At 31.8% G+C, this 19,732-nt stretch carries 17 protein-coding genes; 4 read left to right on the plus strand and 13 right to left on the minus strand.

The genetic code is table 11. The features are described 5' to 3' along the window. Nucleotides 1-87 precede the first annotated feature (87 nt). Together WHA43_RS05855 and obgE are read left to right on the plus strand one after the other, a co-directional pair. On the plus strand, nt 88-1,206 hold the full coding sequence (locus WHA43_RS05855; protein WP_105046168.1) for an adenylate kinase: 1,119 nt from the start codon (nt 88-90) through the stop codon (nt 1,204-1,206). Between the two features lie 49 nt (nt 1,207-1,255). After that, a complete protein-coding gene (obgE, locus tag WHA43_RS05860; RefSeq protein ID WP_105046169.1) occupies nt 1,256-2,248 on the plus strand; it encodes a GTPase ObgE in 993 nt (330 codons plus the stop codon). A gap of 17 nt (nt 2,249-2,265) precedes the next feature. Here the strand turns inward: obgE and WHA43_RS05865 are convergent, their stop codons facing one another. The 5 genes from WHA43_RS05865 to ade all read right to left on the minus strand — a co-directional run bounded on the left by WHA43_RS05865 (nt 2,266) and on the right by ade (nt 7,340). Further along, nucleotides 2,266-2,658 (minus strand): hypothetical protein, encoded by a 393-nt coding sequence (locus tag WHA43_RS05865; RefSeq protein ID WP_226742842.1) that lies wholly within the window; start codon nt 2,656-2,658, stop codon nt 2,266-2,268. Nucleotides 2,659-2,958: 300 nt separating this feature from the next. Next, nucleotides 2,959-4,524: a M56 family metallopeptidase gene (locus WHA43_RS05870; protein WP_105046171.1), complete on the minus strand. Its 1,566-nt coding sequence runs from the start codon at nt 4,522-4,524 to the stop codon at nt 2,959-2,961. 47 nt (nt 4,525-4,571) lie between these two features. Continuing rightward, the gene (locus WHA43_RS05875) at nt 4,572-4,940 is read right to left on the minus strand and encodes a BlaI/MecI/CopY family transcriptional regulator (RefSeq protein WP_105046172.1); all 369 of its coding nucleotides are present in this window, start codon (nt 4,938-4,940) and stop codon (nt 4,572-4,574) included. A gap of 152 nt (nt 4,941-5,092) precedes the next feature. Beyond that, nucleotides 5,093-5,683, minus strand: a complete 591-nt coding sequence (locus tag WHA43_RS05880; protein ID WP_105046173.1) for a PhnA domain-containing protein — start codon at nt 5,681-5,683, stop codon at nt 5,093-5,095. Between the two features lie 34 nt (nt 5,684-5,717). Next, the gene (gene ade, locus WHA43_RS05885; protein WP_105046174.1) at nt 5,718-7,340 is read right to left on the minus strand and encodes an adenine deaminase; all 1,623 of its coding nucleotides are present in this window, start codon (nt 7,338-7,340) and stop codon (nt 5,718-5,720) included. Between the two features lie 81 nt (nt 7,341-7,421). Between ade and WHA43_RS05890 the strand changes: the two genes are divergently transcribed. After that, entirely contained in the window at nt 7,422-8,180 is a 759-nt protein-coding gene (locus WHA43_RS05890; RefSeq protein WP_105046175.1) for a peptidoglycan DD-metalloendopeptidase family protein, read from the plus strand. A 44-nt stretch (nt 8,181-8,224) separates the two neighbouring features. Beyond that, nucleotides 8,225-11,503 carry an amidohydrolase family protein gene (locus WHA43_RS05895; RefSeq protein WP_105046176.1) on the plus strand — a complete coding sequence of 1,093 codons (3,279 nt, stop codon included), beginning with the start codon at nt 8,225-8,227 and terminating at the stop codon, nt 11,501-11,503. A 9-nt stretch (nt 11,504-11,512) separates the two neighbouring features. Here the strand turns inward: WHA43_RS05895 and WHA43_RS05900 are convergent, their stop codons facing one another. From WHA43_RS05900 to WHA43_RS05935, 8 genes are all read right to left on the minus strand, one after another. Further along, on the minus strand, nt 11,513-12,061 hold the full coding sequence (locus tag WHA43_RS05900) for a 5-formyltetrahydrofolate cyclo-ligase (protein WP_105046177.1): 549 nt from the start codon (nt 12,059-12,061) through the stop codon (nt 11,513-11,515). 13 nt (nt 12,062-12,074) lie between these two features. Beyond that, nucleotides 12,075-13,319 (minus strand): NAD(P)/FAD-dependent oxidoreductase, encoded by a 1,245-nt coding sequence (locus WHA43_RS05905; protein WP_105046178.1) that lies wholly within the window; start codon nt 13,317-13,319, stop codon nt 12,075-12,077. A gap of 32 nt (nt 13,320-13,351) precedes the next feature. Next, on the minus strand, nt 13,352-13,714 hold the full coding sequence (locus WHA43_RS05910; RefSeq protein ID WP_105046179.1) for a four helix bundle protein: 363 nt from the start codon (nt 13,712-13,714) through the stop codon (nt 13,352-13,354). 64 nt (nt 13,715-13,778) lie between these two features. Then, the gene (locus WHA43_RS05915) at nt 13,779-14,789 is read right to left on the minus strand and encodes a 4-hydroxyproline epimerase (RefSeq protein WP_105046180.1); all 1,011 of its coding nucleotides are present in this window, start codon (nt 14,787-14,789) and stop codon (nt 13,779-13,781) included. Then, on the minus strand, nt 14,782-16,518 hold the full coding sequence (locus WHA43_RS05920; protein WP_105046181.1) for a DUF885 domain-containing protein: 1,737 nt from the start codon (nt 16,516-16,518) through the stop codon (nt 14,782-14,784). Before WHA43_RS05920 ends, WHA43_RS05915 begins: the two co-directional genes overlap by 8 nt. Then, nucleotides 16,515-18,104, minus strand: coding sequence for an aldehyde dehydrogenase (NADP(+)) (locus WHA43_RS05925; RefSeq protein ID WP_105046182.1), 1,590 nt, complete (start codon nt 18,102-18,104; stop codon nt 16,515-16,517). Before WHA43_RS05925 ends, WHA43_RS05920 begins: the two co-directional genes overlap by 4 nt. A gap of 120 nt (nt 18,105-18,224) precedes the next feature. After that, nucleotides 18,225-19,181: a dihydrodipicolinate synthase family protein gene (locus WHA43_RS05930; protein ID WP_105046183.1), complete on the minus strand. Its 957-nt coding sequence runs from the start codon at nt 19,179-19,181 to the stop codon at nt 18,225-18,227. Between the two features lie 115 nt (nt 19,182-19,296). Next, the gene (locus WHA43_RS05935) at nt 19,297-19,665 is read right to left on the minus strand and encodes an MmcQ/YjbR family DNA-binding protein (protein WP_105046184.1); all 369 of its coding nucleotides are present in this window, start codon (nt 19,663-19,665) and stop codon (nt 19,297-19,299) included. Nucleotides 19,666-19,732: the final 67 nt, after the last annotated feature.

Consider the following 19,732-nt stretch of genomic DNA (forward strand, 5'->3'; position numbering starts at 1 on the left):
ACCTATTTAAAAACCGTTTTTAACTACTGATTATCAGATTAAAAACGGTTTTTTCATTTCACAGATAGGCATTATATTTACATCCTGATGAAAATTATAAAACTACACGATTTATATTTTAGTTCTTTTATTGAAAAGGATGAAATTGCTGCGATTGTAAAAAACTTAGCTTGGCAAGTAAAAGAAGATTTATCTGAAAATGAAATTCCTATTTTTGTCGGAATTTTAAATGGATGTTTTTTATTCGCAGCTGATTTTATAAGAGCGTATCAAGGAAATTGTGAAGTTTCATTTGTAAAATTAGCCTCTTATAACGGAACAAAATCAACAGATGATGTAAAACATTTGGTAGGTATTAATGAGGATTTAACAGGAAGAACCATTATTATTTTAGAGGATATTATTGATACCGGAAGCACTTTACAAGAAATTTATAATATCTTTAGAGATAAAAATGTAAAAGAATTAAAAATTGTTACGCTATTTTTTAAACCTGATGTTTTTAAAAAAGAATTGCATATCAATTATATTGGAAAAAGTATTGAAGACAAATTCATTGTTGGATATGGCTTAGATTACAATGGTTTAGGCAGAAATTATCCAGCAATTTATCAATTAACAAACAAACCAACAATGAAAAATATTGTATTATTTGGTCCTCCAGGAGCAGGAAAAGGGACACAAGCAATCGTTTTAAAAGAGAAATATAATTTAGTACATATTTCTACAGGAGATGTTTTTAGATTCAATATCAAAAACGAAACTGAACTTGGTAAATTAGCAAAAAGTTATATTGATGCTGGCGATTTGGTTCCTGACGAAGTTACTATTGATATGTTAAAGGATGAAGTTGAAAAAAATAGTGATGCTTGTGGAATCATTTTTGATGGATTTCCAAGAACAGCCTCACAAGCAACTGCTTTAGATGCATTTTTAACTGAAAAAGGCATGCAAATTGATGCCATGATTGCGTTAGAAGTGCCTGAAGATATTTTGGTTGAACGTATTTTAGAACGTGGAAAAACAAGTGGAAGAACAGACGATACTGATGAAGAAAAAATAAGAAATCGTTTCAACGAATACAATACAAAAACCGCTATCTTAAAAGATTTTTACCAAGCTCAAAACAAATATTTTGGCATCAATGGTGTTGGAAGTATTGAAGATATTACCCATCGAATTTCAACTGTATTTGAAACTTTATAAGTTCAAAGTTTTGAAATAAAAACTAAACACTAAAAACTAAAAACTCCAAATGACCGAAGGCAATTTCGTTGATTATATAAAAATTTATGCAAGTTCTGGTAAAGGCGGACAAGGTTCAACGCATTTGCATAGAGAAAAATTTATCGAAAAAGGCGGTCCTGATGGTGGTGATGGCGGACGTGGTGGACATATCATTTTACGAGGTGACAAAAATTTATGGACACTTTTTCATTTAAAGTTTAAACGTCATTTTAGAGCAACTCAAGGTGGTGCAGGAAGCAAAAGTAGAAGTACTGGTGCTGATGGTGAAGATGTGTATATTGATGTTCCTTTAGGAACCATCATTAGAGATGCTGATACTGATGAAATTATTGTAGAAATTACCGAAGATAAAAAAGAAGTTATTCTACTAGAAGGTGGTAAAGGCGGACTAGGAAACTGGCATTTTAGAACAGCAACTCATCAAACTCCAAGATTTGCACAACCCGGAATTGACGGCCAAGAAGGATGGTTTCGCATTGAACTAAAAATTTTGGCTGATGTTGGTTTGGTAGGTTTCCCAAATGCAGGAAAATCAACCTTACTTTCTGTGGTTACAGCTGCAAAACCTAAAATTGCAGATTATGCTTTTACTACATTAAAACCAAATTTAGGAATTGTTGAATATCGAAATCATCAAACTTTTGTAATGGCAGATATTCCAGGAATTATTGAAGGTGCTGCTGAAGGAAAAGGATTAGGACATTATTTTTTACGTCACATTGAACGAAATGCAGTATTGTTATTTTTGATTCCTGCAGACAGCAATGATATCAATACTGAATATGATATTTTATTGAATGAACTCAAAAAATACAATCCCGAGCTGTTAGACAAGCATCGTTTATTGGCAATTTCTAAATCAGATTTATTAGATGAAGAATTAAAAACAGAAATTAGAGAGACACTTCCTAAAGGAATTGAAACCGTTTTTATTTCGTCTGTAGCTGAAATTGGATTAATGGAGTTGAAAGACAAACTGTGGAAAATTCTTCATTTGTAAACTAAAATCTTACAAAACTACTCTTTCAACTGAATTCTGATTGGCAAAATATACTTTGTTTTTACAGGAATTCCTCTTTTGATTGCTGGATAGATTTTAGGTAAATTTTGAACACTGATTGCTAATAAACTATCCAATGATGGCAATTGCTCTTTGATGATTTCTGAGGCTTCCATTTGTTCTAATTTCACATCACCTTTGTTATCGATTAATAAATGAACGGTAACAATTTCATCAATAGAATCTTTGATGGTAAAAACTTGCTTTTGTAACTCCTCACCTATTTTTTGATGGATATTCGTTCTAAAACAAGTGGATTTTGCTTCTTTTTCTACTAAGGAATCACACATTGCAAAAGAAGGTGAAAAATCAACTTCATTAAAATTGATAATCGTATCTAAATCAAGCAATTGTTGTTTTTTTGATAGCGGAAAATAATCGCAAGCACTGCAAAAAATCAATATAAAAAACACAAAAAAAACACGCAAAAACATAAATTTGTTTATTGTGTGAAATTAATAAATTTTACCGAATTTTAATCCAAAGTTTCTCCTTTTAAAAAATAGTCTTTTTTAAAACTTATTTAATATCTAAGTAAAGTAGCCTTTTATAAAATTGAAGAAAAATGAAAAGTTGGAGTTTGCGCTCCAACTTTTACAATTACAAATAATAAAATGAATATAATTTTCTTTTTCATAAAAGCATATTTTTTATTCTACATAAAAAGAAAATGGTAAAGTATATTTTACTTTTACGGGCGTTCCATCATTTTCTCCAATAGTCATTTTTGGTAAAGAGTTTATAATTTGCTCAACTTCTTTTTTAATGATTTCGTGTGGTGCTTTAACATTAATATCTGCAACTTTTCCATTTGTATCAATATTAAACGAGACAAAAGCTTTCTTTATTCCAGAACTTAATCCTAAATTTTTTGTAATGTTTGTATTAAAGTTCTTCTTGAAATGTTCATCTAATTTTTTAAAAAAACAATCTAAATCTCTTTCTTTACAACCAGGAAATACTGGGGTTTTTTGAACATCTAAAACAGAAAACGAACCATCAGACAACATTTTTTTTTCTGTTTTAAAACTGGACATTTTATCTAAGTCTAAAAATGCTGCCAAAGTTTTTCTTCCATTTTTTTTCTGATAAATTTTCAAAGATTTAAAATTGGTTCTATTTGAAGACTCTCTCTGTTTAAATCTATTAAATATTACATCAAATTCTTCTCTTTCAAAATTATTTAAATCATCATAAGAAACTTCTATTCCTTCAGGAATATTAACTCCAATGTAACTATCTAAATATGTTTTTTTATCTCCACGTCCTTTTATGACCTTTCCATCAATTTCATAATAAACTATTTGTGTTGATTTTTCTGGAATATATCCTTGCAAATCTTTTGTTGTTCTTTCATTATCAGAACAAGCACTATAAAAAAGCATGCTCAATAATACTGGAATCATAACCAAATATTTGAGTTGATTCATTTTGCGGGATTGTTTTTTTGTAATCATCATAATTCGTTTTTTTAGATAAGAGGGTTTATAAAATTGATTGACAAATGAAATATTTTCAACCTGAAAAAAATGGGAAAGTAGACTATTGATATAGGTTTCTTTGGTTTCTGATTTTGCAACAATGGCATCAGAAATATATTCGTGAACCAACGAAATTCGTTTTTGATAGAGATAAATCATAGGATTAAACCACATACTGATTTTAAGAAACTCAAAATAAAACAAATCAAGAGAATGCTTTTGTTGACTATGAACCATTTCATGTTGAATGATTTTTTCTTGTTGTGTTTCTGGAATTTCTTTCCCCAAAAAAATGTAATTGAAAAACGAAAAAGCCTTGGTTTGATTCGGAATCAAAATCAATATAAATTTCGATTTTTTGATGATTTCGTGTTTTTTGGTAAGGCTAAAAATTCTAAGGAATTTGAACAAAAATAATAGTGAGAAGAAAGCAACTCCAACCCAAAATAAAATAGTTACATAATTTACAGAATCAACAATGGTTGTTTCATGAAAAGTTCTCTGAATTGTTTTTTCTGGAGATAACACAATTTCAGGTAAAACCACTATAAATTCCTCTGAAACTGCTTTTTGAAAACTTGGTATTTTTATTAATGGAATTAAAAAAGACAACAATGGTGTACTTAATAAATACCATCTGTTTTTGGTGAAAAATGTTTCTTTGCTCAAAAAGAAATCATACACAGCCAAAAATAATACCTGAAATAAAATGACTTGAAGGATGTAATGTATCATAGCTTTTTTGTTTTAATATTTGAAACTAACTGTCTACTGTCAACAGATTACTGACTACTGTCTTTACTAATTTCTTTCATAATCGATTCTAATTCAGCAATATCCATGTCATTTTCTTTCATAAAAAACGACACCATACTTTTGAATGATCCATCAAAATAACCATTCATAATTTTATGCAAACTCTGATTGCTGTAGGTTTCTTTATCAACTAAAGGATAATAATCATAGCCTCTGCCTTGAGGTTTGTGCGCCACAAATTCTTTGGTTTCTAAAATTCTGATGATCGTGGAAACAGTATTGTATGCTGGTTTTGGCTCAGGAAGTTTATCAATAACATCTTTTACGGAACCTGCTTGCAAATCCCACAAAACCTGCATAATCTCCTCTTCTGCTTTGGTCAATTGTTTTTTCATTTTACAACTAATTTTTTAGTTTGATTTGACAAATATAACTAAATATTTAGTTTGAACTAATTTTTTAGTTCTTTTTTTATGTAAAACAGGATTCTCAATAAAATGCTTATTGAAAATAGCAATATAAAATGAAGTGAAAATGTACTTTTTGGTTACTCTTTATCTGCCATTTTTTTCACATATTCTGTGATGATGACAATTTGAGTTCCATTAACTTTGCCTTCGATATAGTTGGCATTTTCGTGATCTAACGAAATTCTACGAACTGCTGTGCCTTGTTTTGCAACCATACTTGAGCCTTTTACTTTTAAGTCTTTAATCAACACAACTGTGTCACCAGCTTCCAAAATTACTCCATTGCAATCTCTGTGAATTACTTTTTCACTATCATCCAAATGTTCATTAGTTGCTTTTGCAATTGCCAATTCTTCATCAGATAAATACATCATTTCCAACAAATCTTTGGGCCAACCTTCATTTTTTAAACGATGTAACATTCGCCAAGCAATCACTTTTACAGGTGAAAATTCACTCCAAATAGCATCATTCAAACATCGCCAATGATTGGAATCCATCATTTCAGGATTTTCAATTTGTTGAATACAGGTTTCACATGCTAAAATACTGCCATCAAAACCTCCATTTGAAACTGGTTTTATTTCGTAAATAGCTAAATTTTTTTGACTTGTACACAATTCACATTGATGATTGCTTCTGTTTTGTAATTCTGATAATAAACTCATTTTTGGTTGATTTTTGCAAATGTACTGCTTCTTTTTATTTAATTTCTAAGGATGTAAATTGAAACGCATTTCCATCAAACAAACCTTTATCAGATAATTTTAAAGACGGAATTACCAACAAAGCCATAAATGAAAGTGTCATAAAAGGTGCTTTTAAAGTGCTTCCCATTTCTTTTGCCATGTTGTCAATTGATGCATACGCTTTTCCTGTTTCCTCAGCAGATTTTTCAGACATGATTCCTGCAACTGGCAAAGGCAGTATTTTCTCTTCAGTTTCTGACACTGCACAAACTCCTCCTTTATGCTCAATGATTAAATTTACAGCCTTGCAAATCAACTCATCAGAAACACCAACTGCAATAATATTGTGGGAATCATGTGCAACAGAACTTGCAATTGCGCCATGTTTCAATCCAAAATTTTTGATAAATGCAATTGCTGGGACATCATTTTTATACCTATTTACAACAGCCATTTTTAAAATATCAGTTGCTGTATTGGAAACCAAATTTCCATTTTCAATCAAGGAAGTTGCTGCTATTTTATTAGTAACCAATTCACCTTCTAAGGCTTCAATCACATTGATTTTATCGCATTTTGATAAAAATTGAAAATCTGAAACTTGTTTTTTAACAGCAGAAAAATTATTCAAAATCTTAAAAGAAACAGAATTGATGTAGGAAATTCCTTTTTCAGCAACTAAATTTCCGTCAATAAAAGTTTGTAAAACGTTGAAATCTTTCAAATTATCGACTACAATAAAATCAGCAGCATCTCCATTTTGCAACAAACCAACATCCAAATTATAATGATTTACAGGATTGATACACGCCATTTGCAACACTTTAAAAACATCCATTTCTTTAGCAACAGCGCGTTTACACAACTGATTGATATGACCCAACAACAAATCATCTGGATGTTTATCATCGGAACAAAACATCATATTTTCGTAATGTTCAGGCAGTAAATCAATCAAAGCATCAAAGTTTTTTGCAGCACTTCCTTCTCTGATAATGACTTTCATTCCTTTTTGCAATTTTTCCAAACCTTCTTCATACGAAAAACATTCATGGTCTGTTGAAATTCCTGCTGCAATATACTTTGAGATTTTTTCACCTCTTAAACCTGGTGCATGACCATCAATAGGTTTTTGATTGTTTTTTGCGTGTTGAATTTTTGCTAAAACTTCAGCATCATCAAATAACACTCCAGGATAATTCATCATTTCTGCTAAATATTTGATGTCCGGATTTTCCATCATCTTTTTAATATCATCAGCATTGATAATGGCTCCTGCACTTTCAAAATTAGTGGCAGGCACACAACTTGGTGCTCCAAAATTGAATTTAAAAGGTACTTTTTTTCCGTTTTCAATCATGAAATCTACACCTTTCACTCCTAAAACATTGGCAATTTCATGAGGATCAGAAACTGTGGCAACTGTTCCATGAATCACTGCTTTTTTAGCAAATTCTGATGGGACTAACATTGAACTTTCAATATGAATATGTGCGTCAACAAAACCCGGTAAAATAAAAGTTTCTATATTATGATTGACTTTTCGAACATCAACTATTTTACCTTTTTCAATAAGAATTTCACCTTTAAAAATTGTGTGATTTGGAATATCAACAATGTTTCCTTGAATGATCATTTCGAATATTTTTAACACAAATTTACAAAGAATAAAAAATGAAATTGTTCGCATTTCTAAACTTTATCCTATTTTTATTTCATGAAAGAACATGATTTTCTAAAAGCTTTTGAAAAAAAGTTTGGGTTTTTAAAACATCCAAATGAAACCCTATTTAACAATTGGACAAAAAACAATACTTTTTCTCTCAAAGAATTATTTCCTTCCATACAAAAAAATTCGATTTGTCCTTTGGATGTTAGCATCAATAGTACTTGGATTGGTGGTGAAGAAGAGTTTAACAATTTGCCATTTTTTGAAGAAAAATTGCAAAAATTACAAACTGAAAATCCAACAAAAATTATTGCAGGTGGCTATTTAGAAAAGCGTGCTTTGTACACATCTGAAATGTATGTCAGAAAAATAAACGAAACTTTTGATAGAAGAAACACCCATTTAGGCGTTGATTTTTGGCTTCCAAAAAACACTCCTGTGTATGCAATTTTGGATGGAGAAGTTATCTTTTCAACAAATGACAATGAACACAAAGGTTATGGAGGTTTGATAATTCTAAAACATAAAGTTGAAAATTTTCACTTTTTTACTTTGTATGGACATTTGTCTAAAAAAAGTGTTTCTGAGAAAAAATCAGGAGATTTTATCAAAAAAGGTTCACAAATTGCTGTTTTGGGTGATGCATCTGAAAACGGAGATTGGGTGCCACATTTGCATTTTCAAATCATGTTAACTTTATTAGATTATCAAAATGATTTTCCAGGAGTAGCTTTTGAAAGTGAATTGGAAGCTTGGAAAAACACCTGCCCAAATCCGAATTTACTTTTTAAATTGGAAGGTCTTTGAATTTATTAGTACTTTTATAGCACAATCTTAATACAAACATCATTATGAAAAAACCTCTTCTTTCGCTACTTTTTGTGAGCGTTTCCATTCTTTTAAACGCACAAAAAAAAGACGAAAAACCTGTAACTTGGGATGTAAACAATCCAAATAAAGATTGGAAATTCAACACTTTTAAGTTGAATACAAACGAAGGAACTTGGATGAATTTAGACGTTTCTCCTGATGGAAAAACCATTGTTTTTGACATGTTGGGTGATATTTATTCCATGCCAATTTCTGGAGGGAAAGCCACTGTTTTGAGAGCTGGTTTGGCATATGAAGTACAACCAAGATTTAGTCCAGATGGAAAATATATTTCGTTTACTAGTGATGCAGAAGGTGGTGATAATATTTGGGTGATGACTGCAGATGGTAAAAATGCCAAAGCAATTACCGAAGAAAAATTCCAATTATTAAATAATGCTGTTTGGACTCCAGATGGAAAATCGTTGGTGGCTAGAAAACATTTTACCTCAACACGTTCAGTTGGTGCAGGCGAAATGTGGCAATATCCACTTTCTGGAACTGCAGGATTGCAATTAACAAAACGTAAAAATGATCAACAAGATGTAAATGATCCGTCTATTTCTTCGGACGGAAAATATTTGTACTATGCTGAAGATATGTATCCTGGAGGTTATTTTCAATATAATAAAGATCCAAATAATCAAATTTATGTCATCTATCAATACAATTTTGAAACTGGCGAAATCACACAAATTACTGGTGGTCCAGGGGGTGCAGCAAGACCTGTAATTTCTAAAGACGGAAAATTATTGGCTTTCGTAAAACGAGTTAGAACAAAATCGGTTTTATACATTCATGAATTGGAAACTGGAAAAGAATATCCAATTTATGAAAATTTAAGCAAAGACCAACAAGAAGCTTGGGCGGTTTTTGGAGTGTATCCTTATTTTGCATGGTTGCCAAATAACAAAGACATTATTATTTGGGCACAAGGAAAAATCAATAAAATAAATATTGACACCAAACAGATTGAAAACATTCCTTTTCAAGTGGATGCAACTATAAAACTTGCAGAAACTCATCGTGTAAAAAGAGCTGCTTTTGAAGCCGAATTTACATCGAAAATGATAAAAAATGTACAAACTTCTCCAGATGAAAAAACAATAATTTTTACTTCTTTAGGACATATTTACAAAAAAACATTGCCTGATGGAATTCCGACAAGAATCACAAATTTGACTGATTTTGAAGCAGAACCTAGTTTTTCAGTAGATGGAAAATCAGTCGTTTTTGTTACTTGGAATGATGAAAATTCAGGTGCTATTTACACCGTAAATTTAGACGGTTCAGAATTGAAAAAAATTTCCCAAGAAAAAGGGATTTACAGAATGCCAACTTACAACAATTCAGGAACAAAAATGGCTTTTGTAAAAGAAGAAGGAAACAGTGACCAAGGTTTTGATTACACTAAAAATACCGGAATTTATATCGCAAATGCAGATGGCTCTGAAGCTAAATTAGTTTCAAAAACAGGAGAATTTCCTCAATTTTCTGCAGATGACAAACGCATTTTCTTTCAAACTGGAGGAGAGTTTTTTGGAGGTTTGACCAAAAAATTAATGAGTGTTGATTTGCAAGGAAAAGAAGAACGAAGTCATATTTCTTCAAAATTGGCAAACAGATTAGTGCCTAGCAAAGACAACAATTGGATTGCGTTTATCCATTTGCACAAATTGTTTATGGCTCCTTTAGTGATGAATGGTTCAGAAATTAATGTTGACCAAAATTCACAATTTGTAAAAGTAGAAAGCTTGTCAAAAAATGCAGGAATCAATTTGCATTGGAATCAAAAAAATGACAAAGTTTTTTGGACTTTGGGTGACAAATATTATTCAAAATCTATTGTAAACAATACCACAAATCCGTTTGTAAAAACGAATTTAGTTGCTGAAGAAGCATCAGGAATTGACATCAATTTAAAAGTAACATCAGATATTCCTGAAGGACGAATTGCCTTTAAAAATGCACGAATCATCACTATGAATGACAATGAGGTAATTGAAAATGGCACTATTATCATCCATAAAAATAAAATCGAAAAAGTTGGAAATACCAATGATATCACGATTCCTTCAGATGCAAAAGTCTATAACATGAATGGCAAAACTATTATGCCAGGAATGGTGGATGTTCATGCGCATGTGGGTGCTTTTAGAAATGGATTGAGCACTCAAAAACATTGGCAATTTTATGCAAATTTGGCATTTGGTGTAACTACTTCTCATGATCCTTCTGTACATACAGCTGCTGCATTTACTTTAGAAGAACTACAAAAAAATGGACAAACAGTTGGACCTAGAATGTTTTCAACAGGCTTTATTTTATATGGTGCTGAAGGCGATTTTAAAGCCGTAATCAATAATTTAGAAGATGCTCGTTTTGCGATTGCAAGAACCAAAGCTTTTGGCGCAAAATCAATCAAAAGTTACAATCAACCAAGAAGAGAACAACGTCAACAAATCATGCAAGCTGCTAAAGAATTTGGCGTAAATGTAGTGCCTGAAGGAGGTTCAAATTTCTATGCGAACATGAGTATGATTTTTGATGGCCACACAGGAATTGAACATAATATCCCTGTAAATCCGGTTTATAAGGATGTTTTATCACTCTGGAAAAACAGTAAAACTGGCTATACACCTACGCTGATTGTAAATTATGGAGGTATGAATGGTGAGTTTGAATTTTATCAAAAAATGAATGTTTGGGAAAATGAAACTTTGTTAAAATACACACCAAGATTTGTAGTTGACACACGTGCAAGACATAGAACTATGGTTCCTGAAGAAGAATATGAAAATGGGCATATTTTAACCTCAAAAACCGTAACAGATTTAGCAAAATTAGGCGTAAAAGTCAATTTAGGCGCACATGGACAATTGCAAGGATTGGGCGCTCATTGGGAATTGTGGATGTTGCAACAAGGTGGTTTATCCAATCATGAAGCGTTGAAAGCTGCAACAATAAATGGCGCACATTATATTGGAGTTGGAGATGAATTGGGTTCTTTAGAAAAAGGAAAATTAGCGGATTTAATCATCTTGGATAAAAACCCTTTAGAAGACATAAAAAACTCAAATTCAGTAATTTATACGATGATTAATGGTCGTTTATACGATGTAAAAACCATGAACGAAATTGGTAATTATGATGTGAAACGCAGCCAATTTTATTTTGAAATGAATGGTTATAATGAAGGAGTTCCTTTGAATTTAAAAACGAATAGTTTTACAATTCCGAATTGTAGTTGTCATGAGTAATTGATTTTATTACTTTGGATACAATACCAAATCCAAAGGAATATCAAACTCATTAATATCCTTAATTTCAGAAATAGGTTTAAAGAAATTTAAACCTATTTTTTTACAGTTGGGTCTGCAATTACTTAAAAATCGGTCATAAAAGCCTTTGCCATAACCAATTCTGTGATGTTGTTTATCCGAAATTAAAAGAGGAACAAAAACCAAGTCAATGTCATTCTCTGATACTTCAATGGCATCTTTAGGTTCAGGAATTCCATAATGATTGATTGCTAATTCAGTATCTTCTTCTAGATAAAAATGAGTTAAGGAATTGTTTTTAAAATTAGTTTTAGGAACAACTATTTTTATGTTTTTAGTTCTAAAATAGTTGATTATTGGGCTTGTGTTTATCTCATTAAACTTTTCTAAACTTAAAAAGATATGAATAATTTTAACATCAGAAATATCCAAATTATAAATTTGCTGATAGATATTTTCTTGTAAAAAGTTCTTTTCAGCAGATGATAAATTCTCTCTTTTTTGTTTATATGTTGCTCTGAGTTGCTTTTTATTCACTGTAAAATCAATTTTAAAATTTTCTCTCCACAGAAAATGGTTGAATATCTAAAGATGTTTTTTTATTATCAATAATTTCCGAAACTAATTTTCCAGTTACAGGTCCCAAACTCCAACCCATCATGGCATGTCCTGAGGCAATTGTTGCATTTTTGACGGATGAAATTCTTCCAATAAATGGCAATCCATCAGGAGAACAAGGTCGCAAACCACATTGTGCTGTAGCTTTTTCTTCTTGATAAATTTTCAAATCATTATAATAATTTTCAGCGGCATTTGCAATTGCATTTACACGAACTGGATTTATGGTATGATTGATGCCGCCAATTTCCATTGTTCCTGCAAAACGTGTAAATCCGTTCATAGGTGTTACTGCTACTTTTGCCTCCATCAAAATTGCTGGAATGCTAATATTGGTTGTTCTTTCAACATTGATTCTATATCCTTTTCCTGCTTGAATTGGAATGGATATTCCTAATTTTTTAACCAATTCTTGAGTCCAAGAACCAGCTGCAATAACGAATTCATCCGCTTTAAATTCTTGATTTTTTGTTTTGACAGCAGATATTTTATCACCTGAAATTTGCAGTTCTTCAATGGTTTGATTTTCTAAAATTGAAACTCCATTTTTTAATAAATATGATTTTAATTGAGGCATAAATTCATTAGGAGTCATGTGCGCATCTGAATGATAATATACAGCACCTTTGATATTTAAATCGATATTTTTTTCAATTTTTTGAACTTCTTCTTTTGATAAATTTTCGACTTTCAAACCCAATTCAATGGCTTTTTTTCCAACATTCCACTCTTCTTCTCCAGCTTTGTCGGTTTTGTAAAACATCATCAAACCTTTGTGTTCGTAGAAAAAATCAAAATCCTTGGATGTTTGCATTTCTTCATATAATGTCCTGCTAATCAAATTCATATCTTTTAAAACAGGAATGGAACTAGCCACTTTTGTTGCAGTTGCCGATTTTTTAAAAGCAATTGCCCATTTAAAAAAATCCAAATCAAAACGTGGTTTTACATAAAATGGACTTGCTGGATTAAACATCCATTTTATCCCTTTTGTAATGATTCCTGGAGCAGCCAATGAAATTATATGACTTGGTGTAATATATCCTGCGTTTACATAAGATGCACCACTTGAAAAATCAGATTGGTCAATAACAGTAACTTGATGACCTTCTTTTTGGAGATAATATGCCGAACATAAACCTATTATTCCACCACCTATAATGATACAATGTTTCATTGATTTAATGATTTAATGAATGATTGAATGAATTAGTTATTGCCTGCATTTTTTCTGGCTTTAGACATTATTTTTAATATTTCTAATGTTTCGTTAATCAATGGATCAATAGTTTCTGATGAAGCAAAATTTGCCTCTTTTAATATTTCTAACCAAAATAAAGTTTCATCTGCTTCTTCAACAACAATGCTTATTTTTGAAAAAAATTCTTTTTGAGATCGAGCAATACAAGTCGCTCTATAATTTGCAGCAGTAGATGTAACAGACCTAATTAATTGTCTTCCAATTATTCTTGTTGCATCAGTTTTTTGAATTTTATCATACATATGAATTACATCAATTGCTAACTGTTTAGTTCTCTGTTTTAAAACTTCAATAAAATCTGATTTATTCATAAATTTTCATTTAATTTTTCCATTAAATCATTTTCAAATTAATTCATTAAATCATTAAATCACACTAAATAACACTAAATCCATAGGCATATGGATCATCTTCTGTATCTATTGTAATGGTATTTTGACCATAAATTTTTGCCCAACCTTGAATACTTGGAATGATTGCCAATTTTTCATTGACAGTAGTTTCCTCTTCAACACAACCAATAAAAGTACTTCCAATAAAGCTTTCATGGATGAATTTTTCACCCACTTTAAGTATTCCTTTAGCATACAATTGCGCCAATCTTGCTGATGTTCCTGTGCCACAAGGACTTCTATCAATCGCTTTTTCACCATAAAAAACAGCATTTCTTCCATTAGAATTTAGATTGATTGGAGTTCCTGTCCATAATAAATGTGTTACATTTTTGATACTTTCATTTTCAGGATGCACAAACCAATTTGGGTATTTTTGATTGATGCGCTCTCTAATTATTTGCGAATATTGAATGATTTTTGATGCTGTAAAATCTTGAACTCCAGAGAAGTTTTTTTGAGGATCTACAATCGCATAAAAATTTCCTCCATAAGCAACATCGAACGTAATTTCTCCTAATTCTGGACAATCAATCGTTAAATTTTCAGCAGCTAAATAACTTTTCACATTAGTTAGTTTTACCCACTCAACTTTATTATTTTTTTGATGATATTCAATTTCAACCAAACCTGCAGGAGCTTCCATTTTGATTTTTCCAGGAATTTTTGGAGTGATTAATCCTTCTTCAATTGCAATGGTAATCGTGCCAATTGTTCCATGTCCACACATAGGCAAACAGCCTGAAGTTTCTATGAATAATATCGAAAAATCATTTTCAGGATTGTGTGGAGGATACAAAATACTGCCACTCATCATGTCATGACCTCTTGGTTCAAACATTAAGCCTTTGCGAATCCAATCGAATTCTTTTAAAAAATGCAATCGCTTTTCGTTCATGGTTTTTCCCACCAAATCAGGACCTCCACTTTTTATTACTCTTACAGGATTTCCGCAAGTATGTGCATCAATACACACAAAAGTATGTTTACTCATTTAAAACTCTTTGAATATAATTGAGAACTCGCTCTTCTAAAATGGCTAAAGAAACTGTTCCTTGTTCTAAAATAACTTCATGAAAATCTCTGATATTAAATTTATTTCCAAGGATTTTTTCGGCTTTTGTTCGTAATTCTCTGATTTTAATTTCTCCCATTTTATAAGACAAGGCTTGTCCTGGCCAAGAAATATACCTGTCAGTTTCAGTATTGATTTCGTGTAATGAAAGCGCTGTATTTTCTGACATGTATTTGACAACTTGCTCTCTTGTCCAATTTTTTGCATGAATTCCTGTATCAACAACCAATCTGCAAGCACGCCACATTTCGTAAGTCAATTTTCCAAATTGTTCATAAGGTGTTGTGTATATTCCCATTTCATCTGCTAAAAATTCGGAATACAATCCCCAACCTTCACCATATGCAGAAAGATATAAATTTCGTCGAAATTGCGGAATAGATTCTCCCAATTCATTGTTCAAACTGCCTTGTAAATGATGTCCTGGAACTGCTTCATGAACGGTTAATGCTGGTAATGTGTACAAAGTTCTACTTGGCAAATCATAGGTATTTACCCAATAATAACCAGGTTCTGTGCTGTTTTTGGATGTTCCAATATAACGTCCACTTGTGTATTTTGGCGCAATTGCATCTGGTACAGGTGCAACTCCATAAGGTTTTCTTGGTAAGGTTTTGAAAAAACGTGGCAACTCAGCATCTACTCTTTTGGCAATATCTCTTGCAATCATCAAAATTTCTTTAGGAGTTTTTGCAAAAAACTGTGGATCAGTTCTTAAAAATTGAAAAAAATCAGCAAAACTTCCTTTAAAATTCAATTCCTGGATGATTTTTTCCATTTCAGCTTTGATTCTTGCTACTTCTTTCAATCCGATTTGATGAATATCTTCAGCTGTATATTGTTTACTTGTAGTGTAAAAATTAATTCTGTTTTGATAATACGCTGCTCCATTTGGGGTTTGTGAAACGCCTAGAGTGGTTCTGGTTTTTGGTAAATATTCCTTTTCAAAAAATGTCTTAATTCGTTGAAATTGTGGAACAACTTTTTTCTCAATGGCATCTTTTGCTGCCAATAAAATAGAATCTTTTTGTTTTGCAGAGAGACTTTCAGGCAGTTTTAGAAATGGCTTATAAAAGGGACTTTTCCTAAAATCATCCACAATATGATCATTATAAGTAGATTCGTATCCAATAAAAATTACTTTTGGCTGTGAAACTCCTTTTTGCAAACCCTCTCTTAAATTGACAAAATGTTGATCTACAAATATTGGCAACGCATTCAATTTATTCAAATACGCTTTTGCTTGCCATAAATTATTGATGGGTCTAATTTGATAATTTAAACTGCTATGAAAACCAGCATCTGATAAAAGCGGATTTAAAAACCTTTCAAACTTGTAAAAATCAATGTCATCTTGCAAAACAAATTGCAATAATTTGCAAGAAATCTTTTCAGTTTCTGATAAGTCATCTAATTGAATGCACTCAAATTCTTTTAAAAGTGAGGTAGCAAAATCGGCTTCAGCTTTGTAATATTCTTTGGTGTAAAGCCCTAAAGGAAATTTTTGACGATCAAAACCTTCATGACTTTCATAAGTTTTGATAATTTTTTCAAGTTGTTTTTTTGATGATTCACATTTTTCATTTGCATTTACAGTAGAATTGAAAACAACAAAAAAGAATAAAAAATAAGCTATCAGGTTTTTCATAAGTATATTTTTTCAGTGGTGCTAATTCCGTCAACTTTTCTAATAATTCCTAACGGATTTTCATTTTGCAATTCTTTTGGCAACAATTCATTAGGCCAATCTTGGTAAGAAAAAGGACGAACCCAACGTTTGATGGAATTCACACCAACAGCAGTAAATCTGCTATCAGTAGAAGCTGGATATGGACCACCATGAACCATAGATTCACATACTTCAACACCAGTTGGCACACCATTGAAAATGATGCGTCCAACTCTATTTTGCAACGCTGAAATGATGTTTTGATAATCCTCAATTTCTTGATCAGCTGCAATTATAGTTCCTGTCAATTGCCCTTCTAAATGAGCAATTACGTTTTCCAATTCAGCTTCATTTTCACATTGAACAACCATAGAAAAAGGACCAAAAACCTCCAAATGCAACGTTGGATTTTCTAAAAAAGTAGCTCCATCAACACTTACAATTGCTTGTTGAGCAAAATTATCTGAAACTTCTGAATCATAATTTGCAACTATTGAAACGTTTTTTTGAGAAATGATTTTGGATTTATTTACTTCATATCCATTTTTAATATTCGGATGCAACATGCAAGTAGGTTGAATTTTTAGGATTTCTTCTGATAAATTTTCTATAAAACTAGTTAAAGCATCACTTTTAATTCCCAATAACAAACCTGGATTAGTGCAAAATTGTCCTGTTCCTAAAGTGATTGAATTAGCATAGGTTTTTGCAATTTCTTGATGTCTATTCTTTAAAGCATTTGGTAAAATTACAACTGGATTGATACTGCCCATTTCAGCAAAAACGGGAATTGGTTCCTCTCTTTTAGCAGCTAAATCGTACAAAGCTCTTCCTCCTTTGATGCTTCCTGTAAATCCAACAGCTTTTACTTTTTGATGTGAAACTAATTGCTGGCCAACTTCAATTCCGCTTGAATTTAAATTGGAAAAAACTCCATTAGGCATGCCTGTTTTTTGCGCAGCTTTTACAATTGCTAAAGCCACTAAACTTCCTGTTCCAGCATGCATTGGGTGCGATTTTACAATTACAGGACAACCTGCAGCCAATGCAGCAGCTGAATCTCCTCCTGCAGTTGAATATGCCAATGGAAAATTACTAGCACCAAAAACAACGACTGGTCCTAAAGGAATGAGCATTTTTCTGATGTCTGATTTTGGCAATGGCTCTCTTTTAGGTTGGGCCAAATCAATAGTTGCTTCTAACCAAGAACCTTCTGCTACTAAATTTGCAAAACTTCGCAATTGCCCAACAGTTCTACCTCTTTCTCCAAGCGCTCTTGCTTCTGGCAAACCAGTTTCTGAACAATACATGTTAATCAATTCTTGATCTAAAGCTAATATTTCATCTGCAATTGCATTTAAAAAAGCCGCTTTTTTAGCACCTGAAATTTTACTGTATTCTTTGAAAGCTATGTAAGCAAGCGAAACTGCTTCATCAATTTCATCAGGAGTTGCTTCTACAAAAACGGTATCGTTTTCTTGGTCTAATTCAGGATTAAACGTTTTAAATGTTTTATTCCCTTTGGCTGATACTTGATTTCCTATGTAGTTTTTTCCTGTAATCATCTTTACTTTTTTTCTAAATGAACTTTTGTAAATTTACTATTTTGTAAGTGTTTTTATGATGAGTGTATCTGTGATTATTGTTTAAAATGAAAATTTGTCATTTGCGATTTTTTTAAAAAATCAACTTATTAAATCTAAAACTTCAAGTCTTTCTTTCGCCAGAATGTATCTTGCATGTACATCATCAATTTGCTGTTTTGTTAATTTCTTGCCAAAGGTTCGTAAACCTCCTGCAACATCATTGTGATGAATTCCCATAGCTAACTTAAGATATTCCAAAAGCAGCGGTTGAGCATCTAAATACGACATCGAATTTAGAGCCTGTGAAATTTTGTTTGCCTCAGCCCATTCTCCATTTAAAATATACTCCTGCATAGTAACACTAGCTTTTGGAAAGATACAACCAACACCTGTAATTCCACCACATGCTCCTGCTAGTCCTGCATGTACAGTAACTGTATCTACTCCTACTAAAATTTTTAAATCTTTGTTCTCTAACATCAGCGTTTCAATAATTGAAACATCTATAGTCGATATTTTAAGCGCAGTTACTTTAGGAAGCACTGAAAGCCTTAAGAGAAGGTCTGTTGATAGCGCATGATAACCAGCTGCATCAGGATTGTTATAAGGCATAATGGTTACATGTACATCTTTTGCAGTGGCTTCAGAAAGTGCAAAATACTCATACATTTCTTTTTCAGAAGGAACCGCCTTCGTTTTTGGTGGCATAACCATGACTGTATCAACTCCGACTTTTGCAAGTCCTTCAATGATTCTAGTAAGCTCTTCCTTAGTTTCTGCAGAAGCTCCGCTAATCAATGGAACATTGTATTCTTTAGCAACCTCAGAAAGGGATGTAAGCAAAGAAAGTCGCTGTTTGGTACTCAAATAACTATTCTCACCCAGAGTACCAGAACCGACAAGTCCGCTCATTCTGCTTCCACCCTTTCCTTGAACTTTTAAAATACCTGCGGCCTGTTTTTGCGTTGTATCAAAGTCAATTTCAAGACCACCTGATTTTGACTCTTTTAACCATGTAAACACTGCAGGCATTACACCTTCCCAATTGAATGTCATATTTGAAGTTTTTTTTTGATGCTTTAAAGTTATTGAAAATCTATGAAAAATGGGTAAAAGTGATTCATCATTTTAATACCTACAAGGTTTTGAAAACCTTGCAGGAAAATATGATTTACATTTCAGCTAATTCTTTTTGTAATTTTTTGGTTAAACCTTTCACAACTTCATCATAAGAATGATTGATGAGTTTTTTGGCCAATTCATCAGAAATATCTGAAGTATTCAATGTTACTGTATTCCATAATTTTTTGTTCATGTGCCAACCTGGATTGATACCTTCATATTCACTTCTCAATTCTTCAGACCAATCTGGATTGCATTTTAGATTGATTTTTTGATCGCCTTTTTCCCAAGAATCCAAGCCTACCAATGCAAACATTTTGTTCATGACTTTAAAAACAAGTGTAACATCATCAAAAGGAAAATGTTCAGTAACACCTTTTTTGGAAAGGCAAAAATCCCGAATTTCATCAATATGCATAAAGAATGATTTAAAAAAAACAACTCAAATTCCAACTAAAAAAAGTATCTTTCGTTTCAAAAATACA

This window comes from Polaribacter gangjinensis (assembly GCF_038024125.1).
Classification (GTDB): Bacteria; Bacteroidota; Bacteroidia; order Flavobacteriales; family Flavobacteriaceae; genus Polaribacter; species Polaribacter gangjinensis.

Excerpts from the sequence above, each read along its gene's own strand:
- WHA43_RS05855 (WP_105046168.1), top strand. The coding sequence starts at position 88 with ATGAAAATTATAAAACTACACGATTTATATTTTAGTTCTTTTATTGAA.
- obgE (WP_105046169.1), top strand. The coding sequence starts at position 1,256 with ATGACCGAAGGCAATTTCGTTGATTATATAAAAATTTATGCAAGTTCT.
- WHA43_RS05870 (WP_105046171.1), bottom strand. The coding sequence starts at position 4,524 with ATGATACATTACATCCTTCAAGTCATTTTATTTCAGGTATTATTTTTG.
- WHA43_RS05875 (WP_105046172.1), bottom strand. The coding sequence starts at position 4,940 with ATGAAAAAACAATTGACCAAAGCAGAAGAGGAGATTATGCAGGTTTTG.
- WHA43_RS05880 (WP_105046173.1), bottom strand. The coding sequence starts at position 5,683 with ATGAGTTTATTATCAGAATTACAAAACAGAAGCAATCATCAATGTGAA.
- ade (WP_105046174.1), bottom strand. The coding sequence starts at position 7,340 with ATGATCATTCAAGGAAACATTGTTGATATTCCAAATCACACAATTTTT.
- WHA43_RS05890 (WP_105046175.1), top strand. The coding sequence starts at position 7,422 with ATGAAAGAACATGATTTTCTAAAAGCTTTTGAAAAAAAGTTTGGGTTT.
- WHA43_RS05895 (WP_105046176.1), top strand. The coding sequence starts at position 8,225 with ATGAAAAAACCTCTTCTTTCGCTACTTTTTGTGAGCGTTTCCATTCTT.
- WHA43_RS05905 (WP_105046178.1), bottom strand. The coding sequence starts at position 13,319 with ATGAAACATTGTATCATTATAGGTGGTGGAATAATAGGTTTATGTTCG.
- WHA43_RS05910 (WP_105046179.1), bottom strand. The coding sequence starts at position 13,714 with ATGAATAAATCAGATTTTATTGAAGTTTTAAAACAGAGAACTAAACAG.
- WHA43_RS05915 (WP_105046180.1), bottom strand. The coding sequence starts at position 14,789 with ATGAGTAAACATACTTTTGTGTGTATTGATGCACATACTTGCGGAAAT.
- WHA43_RS05920 (WP_105046181.1), bottom strand. The coding sequence starts at position 16,518 with ATGAAAAACCTGATAGCTTATTTTTTATTCTTTTTTGTTGTTTTCAAT.
- WHA43_RS05925 (WP_105046182.1), bottom strand. The coding sequence starts at position 18,104 with ATGATTACAGGAAAAAACTACATAGGAAATCAAGTATCAGCCAAAGGG.
- WHA43_RS05930 (WP_105046183.1), bottom strand. The coding sequence starts at position 19,181 with ATGACATTCAATTGGGAAGGTGTAATGCCTGCAGTGTTTACATGGTTA.
- WHA43_RS05935 (WP_105046184.1), bottom strand. The coding sequence starts at position 19,665 with ATGCATATTGATGAAATTCGGGATTTTTGCCTTTCCAAAAAAGGTGTT.